Annotated in this window: 18 protein-coding genes; 8 read left to right on the top strand and 10 right to left on the bottom strand. The window is 60.7% G+C overall.

Annotated features, from left to right (window positions below; all coding sequences use genetic code 11):
* Window positions 1-56 precede the first annotated feature (56 nt).
* Window positions 57-515: a DUF5990 family protein gene (locus tag RHP72_RS23690; RefSeq protein WP_311093898.1), complete on the bottom strand. Its 459-nt coding sequence runs from the start codon at window positions 513-515 to the stop codon at window positions 57-59.
* Between the two features lie 38 nt (window positions 516-553).
* Here RHP72_RS23690 and RHP72_RS23685 point away from each other — a divergent pair, with 38 nt between their 5' ends.
* Window positions 554-1,708: a lipase family protein gene (locus tag RHP72_RS23685; RefSeq protein ID WP_311093897.1), complete on the top strand. Its 1,155-nt coding sequence runs from the start codon at window positions 554-556 to the stop codon at window positions 1,706-1,708.
* A 33-nt stretch (window positions 1,709-1,741) separates the two neighbouring features.
* Here RHP72_RS23685 and RHP72_RS23680 read toward each other — a convergent pair whose 3' ends face one another.
* The 4 genes from RHP72_RS23680 to RHP72_RS23665 all read right to left on the bottom strand — a co-directional run bounded on the left by RHP72_RS23680 (window position 1,742) and on the right by RHP72_RS23665 (window position 4,402).
* On the bottom strand, window positions 1,742-2,074 hold the full coding sequence (locus tag RHP72_RS23680) for a CD225/dispanin family protein (protein ID WP_007731480.1): 333 nt from the start codon (window positions 2,072-2,074) through the stop codon (window positions 1,742-1,744).
* Window positions 2,075-2,253: 179 nt separating this feature from the next.
* Window positions 2,254-2,820, bottom strand: a complete 567-nt coding sequence (msuE, locus tag RHP72_RS23675; protein WP_007731485.1) for an FMN reductase — start codon at window positions 2,818-2,820, stop codon at window positions 2,254-2,256.
* Between the two features lie 8 nt (window positions 2,821-2,828).
* Entirely contained in the window at window positions 2,829-3,887 is a 1,059-nt protein-coding gene (locus tag RHP72_RS23670) for an LLM class flavin-dependent oxidoreductase (RefSeq protein ID WP_063315826.1), read from the bottom strand.
* Window positions 3,888-3,898: 11 nt separating this feature from the next.
* Complete coding sequence (locus RHP72_RS23665) at window positions 3,899-4,402, bottom strand: MarR family transcriptional regulator (protein WP_311093895.1); 504 nt, start codon at window positions 4,400-4,402, stop codon at window positions 3,899-3,901.
* Window positions 4,403-4,560: 158 nt separating this feature from the next.
* Between RHP72_RS23665 and RHP72_RS23660 the strand changes: the two genes are divergently transcribed.
* Window positions 4,561-5,877: a DUF222 domain-containing protein gene (locus RHP72_RS23660; RefSeq protein WP_311093894.1), complete on the top strand. Its 1,317-nt coding sequence runs from the start codon at window positions 4,561-4,563 to the stop codon at window positions 5,875-5,877.
* A 95-nt stretch (window positions 5,878-5,972) separates the two neighbouring features.
* Here RHP72_RS23660 and RHP72_RS23655 read toward each other — a convergent pair whose 3' ends face one another.
* Window positions 5,973-6,935, bottom strand: coding sequence for a sensor domain-containing diguanylate cyclase (locus tag RHP72_RS23655; protein ID WP_311093893.1), 963 nt, complete (start codon window positions 6,933-6,935; stop codon window positions 5,973-5,975).
* Window positions 6,936-7,108: 173 nt separating this feature from the next.
* Between RHP72_RS23655 and RHP72_RS23650 the strand changes: the two genes are divergently transcribed.
* Window positions 7,109-8,377: a VWA domain-containing protein gene (locus RHP72_RS23650; protein WP_065351361.1), complete on the top strand. Its 1,269-nt coding sequence runs from the start codon at window positions 7,109-7,111 to the stop codon at window positions 8,375-8,377.
* A gap of 1 nt (window position 8,378) precedes the next feature.
* Here RHP72_RS23650 and RHP72_RS23645 read toward each other — a convergent pair whose 3' ends face one another.
* The 4 genes from RHP72_RS23645 to RHP72_RS23630 form a co-directional block, all read right to left on the bottom strand.
* A complete protein-coding gene (locus RHP72_RS23645) occupies window positions 8,379-9,470 on the bottom strand; it encodes an alpha/beta fold hydrolase (protein ID WP_007733778.1) in 1,092 nt (363 codons plus the stop codon).
* 170 nt (window positions 9,471-9,640) lie between these two features.
* Window positions 9,641-10,267, bottom strand: a complete 627-nt coding sequence (locus RHP72_RS23640; RefSeq protein WP_030535220.1) for a superoxide dismutase — start codon at window positions 10,265-10,267, stop codon at window positions 9,641-9,643.
* Entirely contained in the window at window positions 10,260-10,832 is a 573-nt protein-coding gene (locus RHP72_RS23635) for a flavin reductase family protein (RefSeq protein WP_042451450.1), read from the bottom strand. Before RHP72_RS23635 ends, RHP72_RS23640 begins: the two co-directional genes overlap by 8 nt.
* 105 nt (window positions 10,833-10,937) lie before the next feature.
* Window positions 10,938-11,783: an LLM class F420-dependent oxidoreductase gene (locus tag RHP72_RS23630; protein WP_050654799.1), complete on the bottom strand. Its 846-nt coding sequence runs from the start codon at window positions 11,781-11,783 to the stop codon at window positions 10,938-10,940.
* A gap of 88 nt (window positions 11,784-11,871) precedes the next feature.
* On the opposite strand from RHP72_RS23630, the gene RHP72_RS23625 reads away from it, so the two are divergent.
* From RHP72_RS23625 to RHP72_RS23605, 5 genes are all read left to right on the top strand, one after another.
* Window positions 11,872-12,798, top strand: coding sequence for a bifunctional 2-polyprenyl-6-hydroxyphenol methylase/3-demethylubiquinol 3-O-methyltransferase UbiG (locus RHP72_RS23625; RefSeq protein ID WP_003940163.1), 927 nt, complete (start codon window positions 11,872-11,874; stop codon window positions 12,796-12,798).
* Between the two features lie 244 nt (window positions 12,799-13,042).
* Window positions 13,043-13,900 (top strand): ABC transporter permease, encoded by an 858-nt coding sequence (locus RHP72_RS23620; protein ID WP_003939782.1) that lies wholly within the window; start codon window positions 13,043-13,045, stop codon window positions 13,898-13,900.
* Window positions 13,897-14,997, top strand: coding sequence for a glycine betaine ABC transporter substrate-binding protein (locus RHP72_RS23615; protein WP_063315833.1), 1,101 nt, complete (start codon window positions 13,897-13,899; stop codon window positions 14,995-14,997). Before RHP72_RS23620 ends, RHP72_RS23615 begins: the two co-directional genes overlap by 4 nt.
* The gene (locus RHP72_RS23610) at window positions 14,981-15,808 is read left to right on the top strand and encodes an ABC transporter ATP-binding protein (protein WP_081558371.1); all 828 of its coding nucleotides are present in this window, start codon (window positions 14,981-14,983) and stop codon (window positions 15,806-15,808) included. The genes RHP72_RS23615 and RHP72_RS23610 overlap by 17 nt, the downstream gene beginning before the upstream one ends.
* An 81-nt stretch (window positions 15,809-15,889) precedes the next feature.
* Complete coding sequence (locus tag RHP72_RS23605) at window positions 15,890-16,117, top strand: hypothetical protein (RefSeq protein ID WP_172403438.1); 228 nt, start codon at window positions 15,890-15,892, stop codon at window positions 16,115-16,117.
* Window positions 16,118-16,138 lie beyond the last annotated feature (21 nt).

Below are 16,138 nucleotides of genomic sequence, written 5' to 3'. Positions count from 1 at the left end.
TCGTGTGGGGCCACCGGGCAGGCTAAGTGTTCGATCTCCACACTACTGAACGATGCTCAGTAAGGCGAGGATGACCATGTGATCGTCGGCGGTCGGATAGCCGCACACAGTGGTTTACCTGCGGCGTCGGTGAGGCCGAGGTCTCCGTGGAGCATGTCGGAAGCGTCGGCCTCCTCGGCGATGTGCTCGGGGATCGCGTCGAGCATCAGCTTTGCGCGCCGAAACATCTCGAACGTCTGGTCATCGGATACCGTCACCCAGGACAGGTAGATGAAGCGTCCGCGAGGTGGACCCTGGATGTATGGACCGAGTAAGTCCCAGGCACCGGACTTTCGCTCCAGACTCGCTGTCAGTTCCCATCGCACTGTCTCGGTATCTCCCGGTACGAGGTCGAGGATTTCGTGTGGCTTGCCTCGGCGCTGAACGCCGACGTGGATGTTGCTGCGCTCTTCGAAGGTTGCGGTTTCGGAACACTCACGTCCGGGCAGGCGGTGACCGGTGATGATGATCTGCATATCGACATCATGCTCTGCACAGGTCGGGAGGGGTTGGCGTGGTGAGTCGTTCGGGTAGAACCTCTGTTGCGGCCGTGGTGGCGAGCATTCTGTTGTCGGGTCTCGGGTGGGGGTCAGGTGTTGCAGTGGCGACGGCGGACGAACCGGAAGTCGCGGGCGCGCTGGAGTCCTATGGCGAACTCTCGGCCGCAGTGTTTCCGGTCGGCGCCGGTGAGACGCAGCGGGTCGTCTATCGAACTCTGCGTACCGCTGACAGATGGGGAGAGTCGTCAGGGTCCGTGTTTCTGCCGGAAGGCGCCCCACCGGCGGGCGGTTGGCCCGTCATCTCCTATGCCCACGGAACTTTGGGCAGTGCGGATCAGTGTGCACCCTCGTCGACCGGATTCGGTCCGGGCGAGATCGAACCGATCGAACGCTGGTTGGAGCAGGGGTACGCGGTGGTCGCTACCGACTACTCGGGAGTTGGTACCGACGGGGTGCTGGCCTATCTCGACGGACATGCCGCCGGGGCGAATGCCGTCGACATCGTGCGGGCCGCGCACGAGTTGTACGGCAATGTGCTGAGTCCGCGGTGGATGGTCGCGGGTTTGTCCGAAGGTGGTCATGCGGCGTACTTCGCGGGACACGATGCCACCACTCGTGCACCGGAATTGGATTTCCGTGGCTCGGTTGTCGTCGCAGGCCCCACACACATGGAAGGGCTGTTTCCGTTGGGCGGCCCGCTGTTTCCCGACATCGGTATCACCGGGCTGGTGGGATATGCGCTGTACGTCCTGGCTGGGATCGACGATCAACGACCCGAAGAGAACATTCGCGAGGTTCTCTCGCCGCAGGGGATCGAGTGGATGGAAAAGGCTCGGACACTGTGCGCCGGAGATCTCGGCCGACACATTCGAGCCGAACGAATCCAGTTGAGCTCGTTGTTTTCTCGGTCGGTATGGACGCCGCGCATGTACGACCTGTTCCGCGAGATGATGCAGGTGCCGGTCGACGGCTACGACCGTCCACTGCGCGTGGTGCAGAGCGTGTCGGACACAACGGTTCCTGTCGCCCTTACCTGGGCGCAACTGGTCGACATGCGTTCGCGGGGAACGCAGTTCGAGTATCAAGAACTCGCCGGAATCAGCCACGGTCAAACGACGGTCGCTTCGATGGACCAGACCATGGCGTTCGTCGATCGATTGATGAGGTGATGTCCTGGTGGTGTGGTTGTCCAGGGTGGCTGTTCAGCGCATACGCCGCGGACCGTAATCGTGGCCACCGTTGGCGAACCACACGATTGCCGCAATCGCGTACAGGATGCAGACCAGGAGTAGTAGGCCGCCTGCGATCCACAGCGAGATCTGACCGAGCCGTTTCACTCGATCGGACGCATACCGCGACCCGGCCACATCGCCGTCAGCCCACAGCGGATACACGTTGAAGGCGTGCGTGAAAGCGGAGAAGGAAAGCGGCCAGAAGAACAGCAGCGAGACCACTGCCCAGCCCGCATTGACGGGTGGTCGAATCGGGTGCTGAGGAACGGATTGCTGGACAGTGGGTTGATCCGGGGTGGTCATGGGGGCTCCTGACATGAGGTGGCCCTTTCGACGCTACTGCGATGGAGCTGAAGAATCACTGAAAAACGGTGTTCGGTGATGCGATGTGGATCAGCGGCGTAAGTGTGCTGGATCAGCCGCATTGCCAGTCGTGACCGCTGGTGGTGGTTCCGGGTCATTGTTGTGCAGACGAGGGGCGTTCACGTCAGCGCAACTCGATGCCGCTCCGCGAGCATCCTCGCTACCGGCAGGACGTCCTTTGCTGCCATCTCGATACGTTCGAATACCTCGGGATTGAGGATGGTCGTTCCGTCGAAATCACCTGAGCTGAGATAGATTCCGACCGGAGCGGTCAGCGCTTGGAAGAAAGCGAACAGTGGCCGCAGGGCATGATCCAACACGAGAGCATGGCGGTCGCTACCACCTGTAGCGGCAAGAATCACCGGAGTGTTGGCAAGCGCGTACTGGTCGACGAGATCGAAAAAATGCTTGAACATTCCCGTGTACGAACCGCGGAACACCGGTGACGCCGCGATGACGATATCGGCGGACTCGACTGCTGCCAGCGCTTCGGCGGTCACTGAGTCGACGTGATCGCGATCCAGAGCAGATGCAAGACCTGGAATCAGATCCACGATCTCGAAAACTCGTGTGTCGATCTGCTCGAAGTCTCCCAAGGTTTCGACGATCAGGTCGACGAGGGCACGAGTCTTGGAGGGTTTTTGAAGGTTGCCGACAACGGCAACAATTTTGAGCGGTGTGCTCATCGAAACTCCTATTTTTGGGACGACTTCAGTGATTCGATTTCCTTACGCACAACGGGGGCTACTTCGGTGCCGAGGATCTCGATCGCACGCAGCATGTCCCTCTGTGGCACGTTGCCGAACCCCATCTGGATCATGATCCGGTCATGATGGAACAGTTCGTACTGCGCCATCGTCTTGTCGATGATTTCCTGCGGGCCGCCGAGGAAGAACGCACCCGCGGTGGTTGCCTGCGCTTCATATGCCCTGCGCGGCATGGGAACTCCGTTTCCGCGCTGATGATGATTCTGCATCCACCCGGCCTGGAAGTACGGGTACGACGTGTCGAGTGCTGTTTGCTTCGAGGTATCGACAAATCCTGGCGAAGCAATCGAGACAGCCAGTTTCTTCGGATCGTGTCCGAACTCCGCTGCAGCCCTGCGGTATAGATCGACGAACGGTTCGAACTGTTGGTAACTTCCACCGATGATGGCCAGTGAGAGGGGCAGGCCTAGTTTCGCGGCACGGACGACAGAGGCCGGAGTACCTCCGACTGCGATCCACACCGGAATCTGACGGTCCGGGCGGGGCGTCACGTCACCGTCGATCAGTGGTGGGCGAAGTTGTCCTTCCCAGTTGATCGGGTTCTCGTCGCGCAGTTTCAGTAGTAGATCAAGCTTTTCGGCGAAGAGTTCGTTGTACTGGGACAAGTCGTACCCGAAGAGCGGAAATGACTCCGTGTACGAACCTCGGCCGGCAATGATCTCGGCACGGCCTTCGGAAAGCAGGTCGACTGTCGCGAACTGTTGGAACACACGTACGGGATCGTCGGAACTGAGTACGGTTACGGCGCTGGACAGCTTGATGTTGTCGGTAGCCTGAGCCATTGCCGCGAGCACAACGGCAGGGGCTGAGACTGCGAAGTCGGTGCGATGGTGCTCGCCGACGCCGAAGACATCGAGTCCAACCTGATCGGCAACGGTTGCCTGCTCCACCAAATGACGAAGGTGGACACCGGGATTCATCATCGCGCCGGTGGTGGGGTCTGGGGTGAGTTCACCGAAATGGTAGACGCCCAATTCGAAAGCCATGTTGTTTCTCGCTATCTGTTCGTGGGGGTGATGGAAAGCTGTTCTACGTGCGCATCGCATGCGCCGCCTTGATTCGTGTGATGTGTGGCAAGTCGGGAGAAGAAGCGTTCGAGTACCGGAAGCTCCTCGTTTTCAATGAGATCGGAGAAGTATTCGGCGATCCCTCGCGTGTGTATGGCGGACGCTTTTCGAAGCGTCTTCTTGCCCGCAGGCGTCATCGATACCGTCACGACGCGTCGATCGTTGTCCGGTCTAACGCGCTCCACTAATCCGGCCTCGACCAATCGATCGACGACGCGCGTCACGCCACTGGTGGTGACCAGGACCAGTTCGGCCAGATCGCCCATTCGGATCGTGTTTCCCGGAGCTTCGTGCAGTCGGAGCAGAACGTCGTACTGGCCAAGGGTGAGTCCGGTGGTGGTTCGAAGGTCCGCCTCCATCTTGCCGAGGATGACGCTGTGGGAGACGACGAGGTCGCGCCACACACGACCACGTACGTGTTCATCAGTTGTCATCGGTGACGCCCTCCATTTATTTGCGACCGCAAGTATTGCTTACTCAAATAATACGCGTGTGACGGTCGAACTATTCCCTGCTCTTATTTGCGCTGGTAGCGAGGTATTGACTCGAACGCATGTTCGAGTATGATTTGGGGAGGGGATCGGGGGATTCAATGAGTGTTTGTCTGTCGGACGTGGTGTCTGGTTCTGCGGTGGGGTTACGCGGACGCCTGTGGCAGTTGTCGGCTGCTGAGTTACGTGCGGCTGCGGTGTCGGCGAGCGCGGAGATTCTTCGTCTCGAGGCTGTGCGGGTGGCAGTGGTCGACGAACTCTCGATGCGCCCGGATGATCAGGTGATCGCCAGCCGCGGGGTCGGTTCGTGGTTGGCGGCCAACACGATGCTGCAGGTTCGGGACGGGAAGAAGATCGCCGCCCTGGGTGCAGCTTTGCGGCCGTTTCCGGCGGTGGCGGCAGGCTTCGATGATGGGGATTGCTCGTTCGATCATGCCGTGTTGATCGTGGCGTTCTGCGAATCACCGCCGAAAGGCATGCCGGAGGAAGCACTACCGAAGTGCATCGATCTGTTGTTGGCTGCTGCGTCGGGGGTGGAAGCGACGACCACGAAGGTGCGGAACGTGATCGCGACCTTGGAGCGAGTGTTCGAATCCGATGAGATTCCGCCCGCCGAGGATACCGACCTCAACGAGCTCCGGATCGCGTCGACATTGAACGGTCGAGTGGTGGTGCGCGGCGATTTCGACGCCCTCACCGGCGAGATGTTGCTGTCGGCGTTGTCGAATCTGACGATGCCCACCCCGGCACCCGATGGAACCCCGGATTCTCGGTCGGCGGCCAAGCGGACGGCGGACGGGTTCGCCGAACTGATCCGCCGCTATCTCGATTGCGCCAAGACTGGTACCGATGGTGGTCAGCGTCCACACGTGAACGTGCACATCAATGCGCGTGATCTCGCTGAGCATCGGGATTGCGCCGCGTCGCCTTCTGATGTGGACGACGAAGGCTCACCCGATCTGGACTTGTCGGATCTTGATGTCGGCCACATGCCCTGGCTCGGGCCACTCTCGGTGTCGCAGACCCGACTTCTCGGATGCGACTGCTTCCTCTCCACCGTTCTGCTCGACGATCACGGCGCGCCCTTGGATGCGCAACCAGGAAAGAGGTTGGTCACCGCCGAACAACGCGTCGCCCTCATCGCCCGAGACAAAGGCTGCGCCTTCCCGGGCTGCACATGCGTGCCTGCCTGGACTGATGCGCACCATATCTGGCACTGGGCCAACGGTGGCCCGACGGTGATGAACAACCTGGTCCTGCTGTGCCGTTCACACCACCGGCTGATGCACCGAAAATCAGGGTTCGTCGGGAAATGGGAAATCCGAATAGGAGTCGACAACAAACCCTGGTTCATCCCGCCGCCCTCGATCGACCCCGGACAGCAACCCAGGCCGGCGAACACCACCTTCAAAACCTGAGAGGTCAAACCTCTTTGGCGACAACAGAACACGGACCGAGCACCGCATCGAAGGGATCCTCCGATGCGGTGCCAACCGGCCGTGGAGGAGTCGAATCAGTGCTTCGAGCGCTTGTGGCGGTACATCTCCGCATCGGCCGTATCCCAAGTCTCGGAAAGGCTTTGGGTCATGGAAAAGTCGGCTCGACCGATCGAACAACAGACGTCGGCATTCCGGAACGCCTTCTCCAAACACTCGAGCAGGTAGTCGACGGCGCGCGGCTGTGTATCGGGCAGAGCGATTCCGAACTCGTCTCCGCCCAACCGTGAAACCACCGCACCAGGGTGCGCGCACGCTGCCAAGATCTTGCCGGCCCTTTGAACGTATTTGTCGCCCGCGGCGTGGCCGAGTTCGTCGTTGATGGTCTTCATGCCGTCCAGATCGACGATGATGATAGCTCCCGGATCGGCGAATTGGCGGTACCGAGTTTGCTCGGCCTCGAGGATGCGATTCCACCCGCGCCGATTGAGAAGACCTGTCAACGGGTCGGTCTCGGCATCGAGTTGCGCAGTTTCGGCCAGTCGGACTGACTGCGCGCGCTGATAGTCGACGTCGAGAATGGTTCCGAGAAGTCGGCACAGGAGATTGAGGAGGGCCAGGTTGTCCTCGAGTGCGGAGTCGCCCGCACTCGGGTCGGCGCCACACAGAGTGCCGAAGAGACTGCCGTCGTTGTGGAGGATTGGGATGCTGACGTATGCGCCAATGCCTTCCCACCTGCCATCACGGGACAGTGCGCGCACGAGCGCGCGATTCGATGAGACTGGCGGCGCATTTCCGAGTACCACCTCGCTGCACATGGTGTTTGGCCAAGCCCGGGTCTCGCCGAATTCGATGTGAAGTGGGTTGGGTGAGACGGTGAGAAAGATTTGATTGGACCCGTCGAACCGCGTGATCGACCACAGTGCCAGCGGAAGATATTCGTCGAGGTAGGACACGACCGAGCGACTTGCGTCGTCGAAATTCGTCAGAGGTGGCAAGAGTGGCAACATCGGGATGGTGCGCGTCTGGCCGTGCGGCATTTTGACCTCCTGATCGACCCTAGGATTCTGTCGATGTTCAGGCTCTTGGTCCCGCGTGCGACAAATCTTCCACGAACAGTCTGCCTCGAGAATCCTCGCGATTGCTGAAAGTGTGCTGTGATTCTTCCGACCGCGGGGCCGTTGATTCTTTGGTGGCCAGCTAATCTTCCGGTATGGAGCTGGCGCGTGGAGCGAACACAGTCGTTGAGGGAACTTCGCTGAAGGTGGCGGTGAACGGTAGCGCCCCGGGCACGGTAGACCTGATGGTGTTCCAGCTCGACGAACGGAACAAAGTACGGGACGACGCAGATTTTGTCTTCTTCAATCAGCCGGTCTCACCCGAAGGCGCGGTGCGCTTGGAGTCCGGCGGCGTCATCGAAATCGACATTGCGAGGTTGCCCGCTGACATCCATCAGCTGAGTGTTGCCGTGGCACTTGATGCGGCGGCAAACGGAACCCTGTCTGCTGTCGGGGGCCTTGGTGTCGTGGTGGAGCAGGTTGGTTCCACCGCCATCGTGGCTCAGGCTTTGGGGTTGACGAGTGAGAGAGCAGCGGTTCTCGTCGAGATCTATCGCCGCGGCACGGGCTGGAAGCTGCGAAACGTGTCAGCTGGCTGGGACAGCGGATTGGCGGACCTGGTAACAGCATTCGGCGTTTCGGTCGACGAGGAACCGCCGGCTCGACCCGCCGGCTCTGCTGAATCGACAGGCGGTATCCGGACCGTGCCCGACGAAGCCAAACTCTCCATGGTGAAGAGGGAGAAGCTGGACCTCCGAAAGCGCGAAGTGGCCAAGGTCCTGCTGACCAAGGGTGGCAACGGAATTCGGGCACGGGTGGTCCTGGTGATCGACAAAACCGGAAGTATGGCCAAGCAGTACCGCACCAGAGTGGTGCATCGTGTTGTCGAACGCATGATTCCCGTTGCGATCCAACTCGATGACGACGGCAAGCTGGAGCCGTACTTGTATGCAGTCAGCTTCGTCAAACTCCCCGAGATCTCTGTCCATGACGCGGAAGAGTGGTCGGATACCTACCTGCACTTGCGCGGCTCGCACGGCGGATTCAACTACGACAAGATCGGCGCCGCAAATCGTGAAGTGCCGATCATGACTGAGATTCTTTCCGGCCTGACACGTGGTTCGGCGCCGACGCTCGTCCTGTTCTTCACCGACGGTGGCTTCAGCGAGCGCAAGGAAATCACGAAATTGATGCGCGAAGCGTCTGGGCTCCCGGCCTTTTGGCAGTTCGTCGGAATCGGCAAGGCCAACTACGGAGTGCTGGAGAAGCTCGACGACCTCGACGGCAGGGTGGTCGACAATGCCGGATTCTTCGCGCTGGACGACATCGACACCGTCGACGACGCCCAGTTGTACACCCGTTTGCTGAGTGAATTCCCGGATTGGCACAAGGCAGCTGTAGCCGCGGGCATCACAACGCCGTGATTTAGCTGGTCGAAACCAACTGCGGTGCATTCTCTTTCAAGAATTCGTCGATGTGCGCCCAGGTGGAGTCTCTCGCGGTGGGGCCGGCAACGAGCCCGAGGTGACTTCCCGGCGCCTTCTCGAACCGGACCGACGGCGCGCCGGTGAGGACCGACGTGATTGCTTCCACCGAAGCGATGGGTGCAATCACGTCAGTGGTGCCGCCGATCGCGAGAACGGGAACGCTCAGAGCTGACAGTTTGATCTCGCGTCCGGCAAGCGTGACGGCGTCGTTGTAGAGATTGTTGCCGAGCATGAGTTGTTCGCAGATCTGCTGAAAAGCCTTGCCAGGGTATCCAGGCATGGCTGCCATGAACTTGTCTATCGATTCCATGCGAGCCAGTGTCTCGGTGTTGTGGAGGTTGCGCATGATGAACCATGGCTTGAGAACTTCGCGCTGCAACGCCGTCACCTTGTAACTCGCCTGAACGAGTGGAGCAGGTAGTCCGCCGACAAGATTGGTCGCGGACGTGAGTGGGGTGTCGCCCGTGTATTTGCCGATCAGCCTCAAGGGGCTGATAGCGGGAATCTTCGTGTAATCGATTGGCGTTCCGATTGCCGTGATCGATGCGATCGGCAGGTCGGAGTGAGCGGAGCCCGTGAGCAGAGACATGGTCCCGCCGAGGCTCCACCCGATCAGCGAAACCGGTGCGCCGTCATGTAGGTCCGAGATCGTACGGATCGCTTCCGGGATGATGTCGTCGACCCAGGCCTCGAAACCCATCCCGCGGTCGGAGTACCGCATGGTCCCGTAGTCGAGGAGGTAGGGCGTGTTCGCCCCATCCAGTAGGTGCGCGGCGAGGCTTTGGCCCGCACGAAGGTCGTAACAGTCGGCTGAAACCGCGAGGGGCGGTACGAGGAGAACCGGATTACCTCTTGGCCTCCACAATGCGCCGAAGCGATACAGATCGCGGTGTGGACCTTCGCTGATCAGTACGGACGGGGTGCGTTCGGTCTTCTCGACACCGTCGCCGAACGAGAGTCCCCATGCATTGCGTGCTGCGGTGTCCAGCGTCGGACGCCACGTCGCGATCAAACCACTGATATCGAGCACTGGTTCCCCTCGGAGTCGAATCGGCGGACGGCCGAGTCAGCCGCGCTCGGTGTATGTTACCTGCCTTCACATACATCGATCTCGGGGGTGTAAAAACCCAGCTCGGCAACGGAGCCACCGTGCCGAGCTGGGCTGATCGGGGTGATATGGCAGTGATCGGGTGGGGACGATCAGGCGGGGACGATCAAGCCCGTCGCCGCTGTGGCCGTCGCGTATCGCTGTGCAACGTCTTCCCAGTTGATGACGTTCCAGTAGGCCTTCACGTAGTCGGCCTTGACGTTCTTGTACTGCAGGTAGAAAGCGTGCTCCCACATGTCGAGCATGAGCAACGGAACGATACCGATGCTGATGTTGCCTTGCTGGTCGGTGAGCTGCTCGATGACCAGGCGCTGCCCGACCGTGTCGTAGGCCAGTACCGCCCAGCCGGACCCCTGCAAAGTGGTTGCTACAGCGGAGAAGTGGTTGACGAATGCGTCGAAGGTGCCGAAGTGCTCGTCGATTGCGGCTGCCAACTCGCCCTCTGGCCGCTCACCGCCGTTGGGGGAGAGGTTCTTCCAGAAGATGGAGTGATTGGTGTGGCCGCCGAGGTGGAAGGCGAGGTTCTTGCTGAGCAGCGGCGCCTTCGCGGTGATCGTGCCGTCTTCGCGCGCAGCAGCCAACTGCTCGATTGCGCTGTTGGCGCCCGCCACGTACGTGGCGTGGTGCTTGCTGTGGTGCAGTTCCATGATCTCGCCGGAGATGTGCGGTTCGAGAGCGGCGTAGTCGTAATCCAGTTCGGGGAGAACGTATTCAGTCATGTGACATGCCTTCCTTTGAGGAAATGTTGTGAGTCGAGAGATTCCGATAGGTTCGATTGTGATAGACGAGCGGCGCTGACATGTGCTGCGGATCGATGACGTCGACGACGCGTGCAGTGACGATCACTGCGGCGCCACATGTAGTGGCATTCAAGGGAACCGCACGCAGGGCGTGGCCTGTCCCATGTAGGAACGGTTCACCCGTCGAGAGAAACGACCAGGGCATATCGTCTCCGAAGCGCACAGCGCCGCGGGTTGCGAACGTGGAAGCCAGTCGTTCGTTCGCCGAATTTGCCAGGTGAACAACAAAACTGCGGGCGGAAGCGATGACGCTCGCAGAGCCTCGCAACGACTGCAGTGAAAACGCCAGAACTGCAGGATCGGCGCTGATCGAGATCACCGACGATGACGTGATGCCGGCCGGGCCGTCATCGCCCGTTGCGGTGATGATCGAGACGCCGGCGGGATGGTTCCGGAACGCCTCGACGAAGGAGTTTCGGATGGACGGCTCCGCATCAACAGAGTCGTCCGAAACAGATTGGGTGCCAACCAGTTTTGTGGTCACTCCTCGCCCCTCTTCTGTCTCGGGTTTTGCTGCCGTTGCACTGTCTTGTGCAATACCGACGTTAAAACCTCGAGTGCAGTTGAGGTCAAGATGCTGTGGCGGACCTCACCGTCCGAGCTTGGCTGCCAGACGTTCCATGTATCCGACAACCTCGTCGGGGCTCTTGTCCGGAGTGCCGAACATTGCTTCGGTGACACCGATGTCTTCCCAGTGGGCGAGCTTCTCCGAATCGGGTTTGCCTGCCAGGACGGTTATTTCAGGCTCGCCGACTCTACCTGCTTCGGCCCAGATCTTTCGGAGCAGTTCCACGTTTCCGTCGATCTCCTGCTCGATGGGTGTGGTGATCCACCCGTCGGCAGACTTTGCGATCCACTTGAAAGTCTTCTCGTTGCCGCCGCCGCCCAAGAGGATGGGAGGACGGGGCTTCTGAACTGGTTTGGGCCACGCCCAGCTGGGTCCGTACTTCACGAATTGGCCGTCGTACGACGCTTCTTCCTTCGACCACAGTTCGCCCATGGCTTCGAGATACTCGCGGAGTGCGGTCCGGCGTTTGTTGGGCGGTACGCCGTGGTCGGCGAGTTCCTCTGCATTCCAGCCGAATCCGACGCCGAAGACCACGCGTCCGCCGGAAAGATGGTCCAGCGATGCGATGGTTTTCGCGAGAGTGATCGGATCGTGTTCGAGGGGGAGGGCCACGGAGGTGCCCAATCGGATGGTGTTCGTGACCGACGCGGCGGTGCCGAGGGCAACCCAGGGGTCGAGTGTGCGCATGTAACGGTCGTCGGGCAATTCGGCCGACTGGGTTCCGGGGTGATCGGAATCCCTCGAGACGGGGATGTGAGTGTGCTCCGGAACGTAAAAGGCGTCGAATCCATTCGCCTCCGCAGCCTTTGCTGCATCGGCAGGGCGGATGCCGCGATCACTGGTGAACAGGCTGAGTCCGTAGCGCACTGGTTCTCCTTCGATGGTCCGTCGAAAAACTGTAACCTGTTGCATCTTCGTTCGGATAGGTTTCCGGCCCAGTAAATCGATTGCCGACGTGACCGGGGACGTGGTGAACTCGGGCGGACTTGTTGTGGGTCGAGAAGTGGATGCAGTAGAGGTGGATGCAGTAGTGATGGATGCAGCGGAGATGAATCGGTTGTCGTGGAATGCGGCGACCGTCGCTCACAACAGTCACAAAGGAGACCAGGCACAGTTCTTTCGCAACGGCGGGTCGACCTTGTATCCGGAAGAACTGGCGCTGCTCGGCGAGATCGACGGCTCCTCGATTCTTCATCTGCAGTGCAATTCCGGTCAGGATTCGTTGAGTTTGGCCGCTCTCGGTGCCGCGGTGACCGGCGTCGACATCGCGGATTCCGCGATCGACTTCGCCCGAACCTTGTCCGCGGAATCCGATATTGCCGCCGATTTCGAGCGTGCCGATGTATCTGCGTGGCTCCGCGCTGCTGCCGCTGGCCAGAGAAAGTTCGACCGAGTCTTTTCTTCGTACGGAACGGTGATCTGGTTACCCGATCTCGACGAGTGGGCCGAGGGGATTGCCGGTGTTCTGGCGCCGAACGGTCGATTCGTTCTGGTGGAGTTTCATCCGTTTGCCATGTGTTTCGACGAGAAGTGGTCGCTGACATACCCGTACGGAGGCGGGACTCCCGTGACCGAACCCCGTGGCGTGGGCGACTACGTGGCAGATTCGGCCGATCTCATCTTGCCAGGCGCTGAGGGAAACGGAGTCGAGAACTTCGAAAATCCTTTCCCCTCATGTGAATTCAACTGGTCCATTTCCGAAGTGCTAGGAGCTTTGCGGCGCGCCGGATTGACGCTCGAGTCCTTCGACGAGTACCCGTACGCCAACGGTTGGCAAGGATTCGAGGAGATGGCTGAACTCGGCGGCAAGCGTTGGGGAGTCCCGGCCGGACGACCCGAGATCCCGCTCATGTATTCGCTGTCGGTTCGCTTGGCCGACTGACGCCTATTTCCCCCGCATTTGCGGGTAATTGCAGACACAGGTAGTAATTACCCCCATGCCCTCGACGCCACTGACACGACGCATCGCCGTCGACCTGTGCCGTCTTGGTGCCAACTGCTGTTGCTGTTGATTCCTTCCGACTCTCCTGAGTGAGAATGGCGCCGCTCTGTGCGCCTTCGCCCCTGCATATGCGCCCGTTGCTGCATGTGTGCCGGAATTTTCCGTACGTCGAGGAAGAACAGCGATGTCGACTCCTGTCGAAGCAATAGAACCAACATCAGTCACGGAACCGAACCGTGAGCCGCGTCGGCCGTGGACTTCGAGTGCGACCACTGTCGGACTGCCGGTGCTTTCCGTGATCGCATTCTTGGCCCTGTGGCAGGTCGCTGCCGCGAGCGGCACCTGGAGTGAGACCTTCGTGCCGTTCCCGAGCACGGTCTGGCATGCCTTCGTCAACACGATGACCACGCACGACGGAGTGCGCGGCTACCAGGGCTACCTGCTCTGGGAGCACCTCTACATGACGCTGCGACGGGTGCTGGTCGGTGTGATCATCGGCGTCGGATTGGGCGTGATCCTCGGTTTGGCCATGGGATCGGTGACATGGCTGCGGAGCCTGCTCGAACCGTGGTTGACGTTCCTGCGCGCACTGCCGCCCCTGGCGTATTTCTTCCTGCTGGTGATCTGGCTGGGAATCGACGAGGCGCCGAAGATTACATTGCTGGCGCTCGCTGCTCTTCCGCCGGCAGCGGTGGCCACCACAGCTGCTGTGGTCGCGGCGCCGGTCGGACTGGTCGAAGCGGCCAGGGCCCTGGGAGCCTCACGGGCGCAGGTGATCCGGGACGTCGTCGTCCCGTCGGCCTTACCGGAAACTTTCACGGGCATTCGGCTGTCGGTGGGTATGGCGTACTCGTCGGTGGTCGCGGCCGAACTGTTCAACGGCATCCCCGGAATCGGCGGAATGGTCAAGGATGCAAGCAATTACAACAACACGCCGGTCGTGCTGGTGGGGATCTTTGCCATCGGATTCTCCGGCCTGATCATCGACGGACTGCTGCGGGCTGCAGAGCGCCGCGCCGTTCCCTGGAGGGGAAAAGTATGACTGACAATCAGAAACACGCCAGCAGCAATCTGAAGCGCAGCAGTAATTCGACGCGCAATGAAGGAAGGGCTTCCCGGACGGCGTTCACGGTGCTGATCGGCGTCCTTGCCCTTGTTCTCGGTGCGTGCTCAGTGGATCATTCGGGCCAGGATTCGTCCAAGGAAACAATCCGTATCGCTTACCAGTCGTTCCCGAGCGGCGACTTGATCGTCAAGAACAATCGCTGGCTCGAAGACGCGCTGCCCGAATACAACGTGAAGTGGACGAAGTTCGATTCGGGAGCCGACATCAACACCGCCTTCATCGCCGGTGAAATCGATTTCGGCGCAATCGGTTCGAGCCCGGTTGCTCGTGGCCTCTCGGCACCGCTGAACATTCCGTACCAGGTCGCGTTTGTTCTCGACGTGGCCGGCGACAACGAAGCCCTGGTGGCGCGCAACGCAACCGGAATCAAGACCGTCGCAGATCTGCGCGGCAAGAAAGTGGCCACGGCATTCTCCTCGACCGCGCACTACAGTCTGCTGGCATCGCTGAACCAGGCCGGACTCAGTGCCGACGACGTCCAGTTGGTGGATCTCCAGCCGCAAGCATCCCTCGCAGCCTGGCAGCGCGGTGACATCGATGCCGTCTACACCTGGCTGCCCACGCTCGACGAACTCCGTAAGGACGGAACACAGTTGATCGCCAGCCGTGAGCTCGCGACAGCAGGAAAGCCGACACTCGATCTTGGTGTGGTGTCGACTGCGTTTGCCAAGGATCACCCCGAGATCGTCGACACCTGGCGCCAGGTTCAGGCCCGCGCGCTCACGACGATCGCCACTGATCCGAACGCGGCAGCGGAAGCTGTTGCCGCACAATTAGGCGCCTCGAAGGACGACGCGGCAGCGCAGTTGAAACAGGGTGTGTTCCTCACTCCGGAGCAGATCTCCTCGCCGGAATGGTTGGGCACCGAGGGCGCTCCCGGGAATCTGGCAGTGAACCTGCAGAGTGCAGCGCAATTCCTGGCCGAGCAGAAGCAGATCGACAGTGTGCCTGATCTGGCGGTCTTTCAGAATGCTCTCTATGTGAAGGGGCTTCCCGATGTCCTTGACCAGTAGCGTGACCGCACAGCAGGCCTCGGGAGGATTCGCCCCCGACCGCCCGGGCGCGATCCGAATCGACACCGTCTCGCACAGGTACGGCCACGGTCGAGAGTCCGTCACGGCACTCGGGCCCGTATCGATCGACGTCACACCTGGTGAGTTTCTGGTTCTCGTCGGAGCGTCGGGTTGCGGCAAGAGCACATTGCTGCGCCTGATCGCGGGTTTCGAAAATCCTTCCAGTGGAACGGTTCAGGTCTCCGGATCCGACCCGATTCCCGGGTCGAGTGCGGGAGTGGTGTTTCAGCAGCCACGGCTCTTTCCGTGGAAATCGGTGGGCGGCAACATCGATCTGGCACTCAAATACGCCGGCGTTGCGAAGAGCGAACGCGGGCAAAGGCGTGACGAGCTTCTCGACCGCGTCGGTCTGGTCGGCACTGCGGACCGGCGTATCTGGGAAATCTCCGGCGGGCAGCAGCAGCGGGTGGCAATTGCTCGTGCCTTGGCGGCCGAAACGTCGTTGCTCCTGTTGGACGAACCCTTTGCCGCGCTGGACGCCCTCACTCGCGAGCGTCTGCAGGAGGACCTGCGCAGTGTCAGTGCCGAATCGGGGCGAACAAGTGTCTTCGTCACTCACAGTGCCGACGAGGCGGCCTTTCTCGGCTCCCGCGTCGTAGTTCTGACAAGCCGTCCGGGCAAGGTCGCGCTCGACCTGAAAATCGATCTGCCACGAACCGGCGTCGATCCCGACGATCTCCGAGGCTCACCCGAATACGCGGCATTCCGAGCCGAAGTCGGCCATGCGGTCAAGGTTGCAGCTGCAGCGTAGGTACCCTGCGCGTCGACTACCAGGTGGCCGCGTCGATAATAGGAAGGAGAACGTGCAGGACACGACGAACAAGGAGTGGTCATGGCAACTGAGGTGGAGTCCGGTGACCTCGTGCAGGCAGCCGGCCATGCGGGTCCGTGGACGGTAGTCGAAGTTCGCCAGGGGATGGCGCTGCTCGAACACAGTGACGGGCACAGGTTGTCGCGTCGAACGACGACGTTGACCGTCGTCCGCAAGGGCTCGGGCAAGAAGGCAACGGCCGTCGAAGACGGGAACGACGAAAACGGTGCGCCAACTCTGTTCGACTGAAACCGCAGCTCGACTGAAACC

Origin of the sequence: Rhodococcus sp. SG20037, assembly GCF_031763325.1 — a bacterium.
Lineage (GTDB): Bacteria > Actinomycetota > Actinomycetes > Mycobacteriales > Mycobacteriaceae > Rhodococcus_F > Rhodococcus_F qingshengii.
The sequence above is the reverse complement of the archived record's forward strand: the minus strand, read 5'-3'. Positions and strand labels throughout refer to the sequence as shown.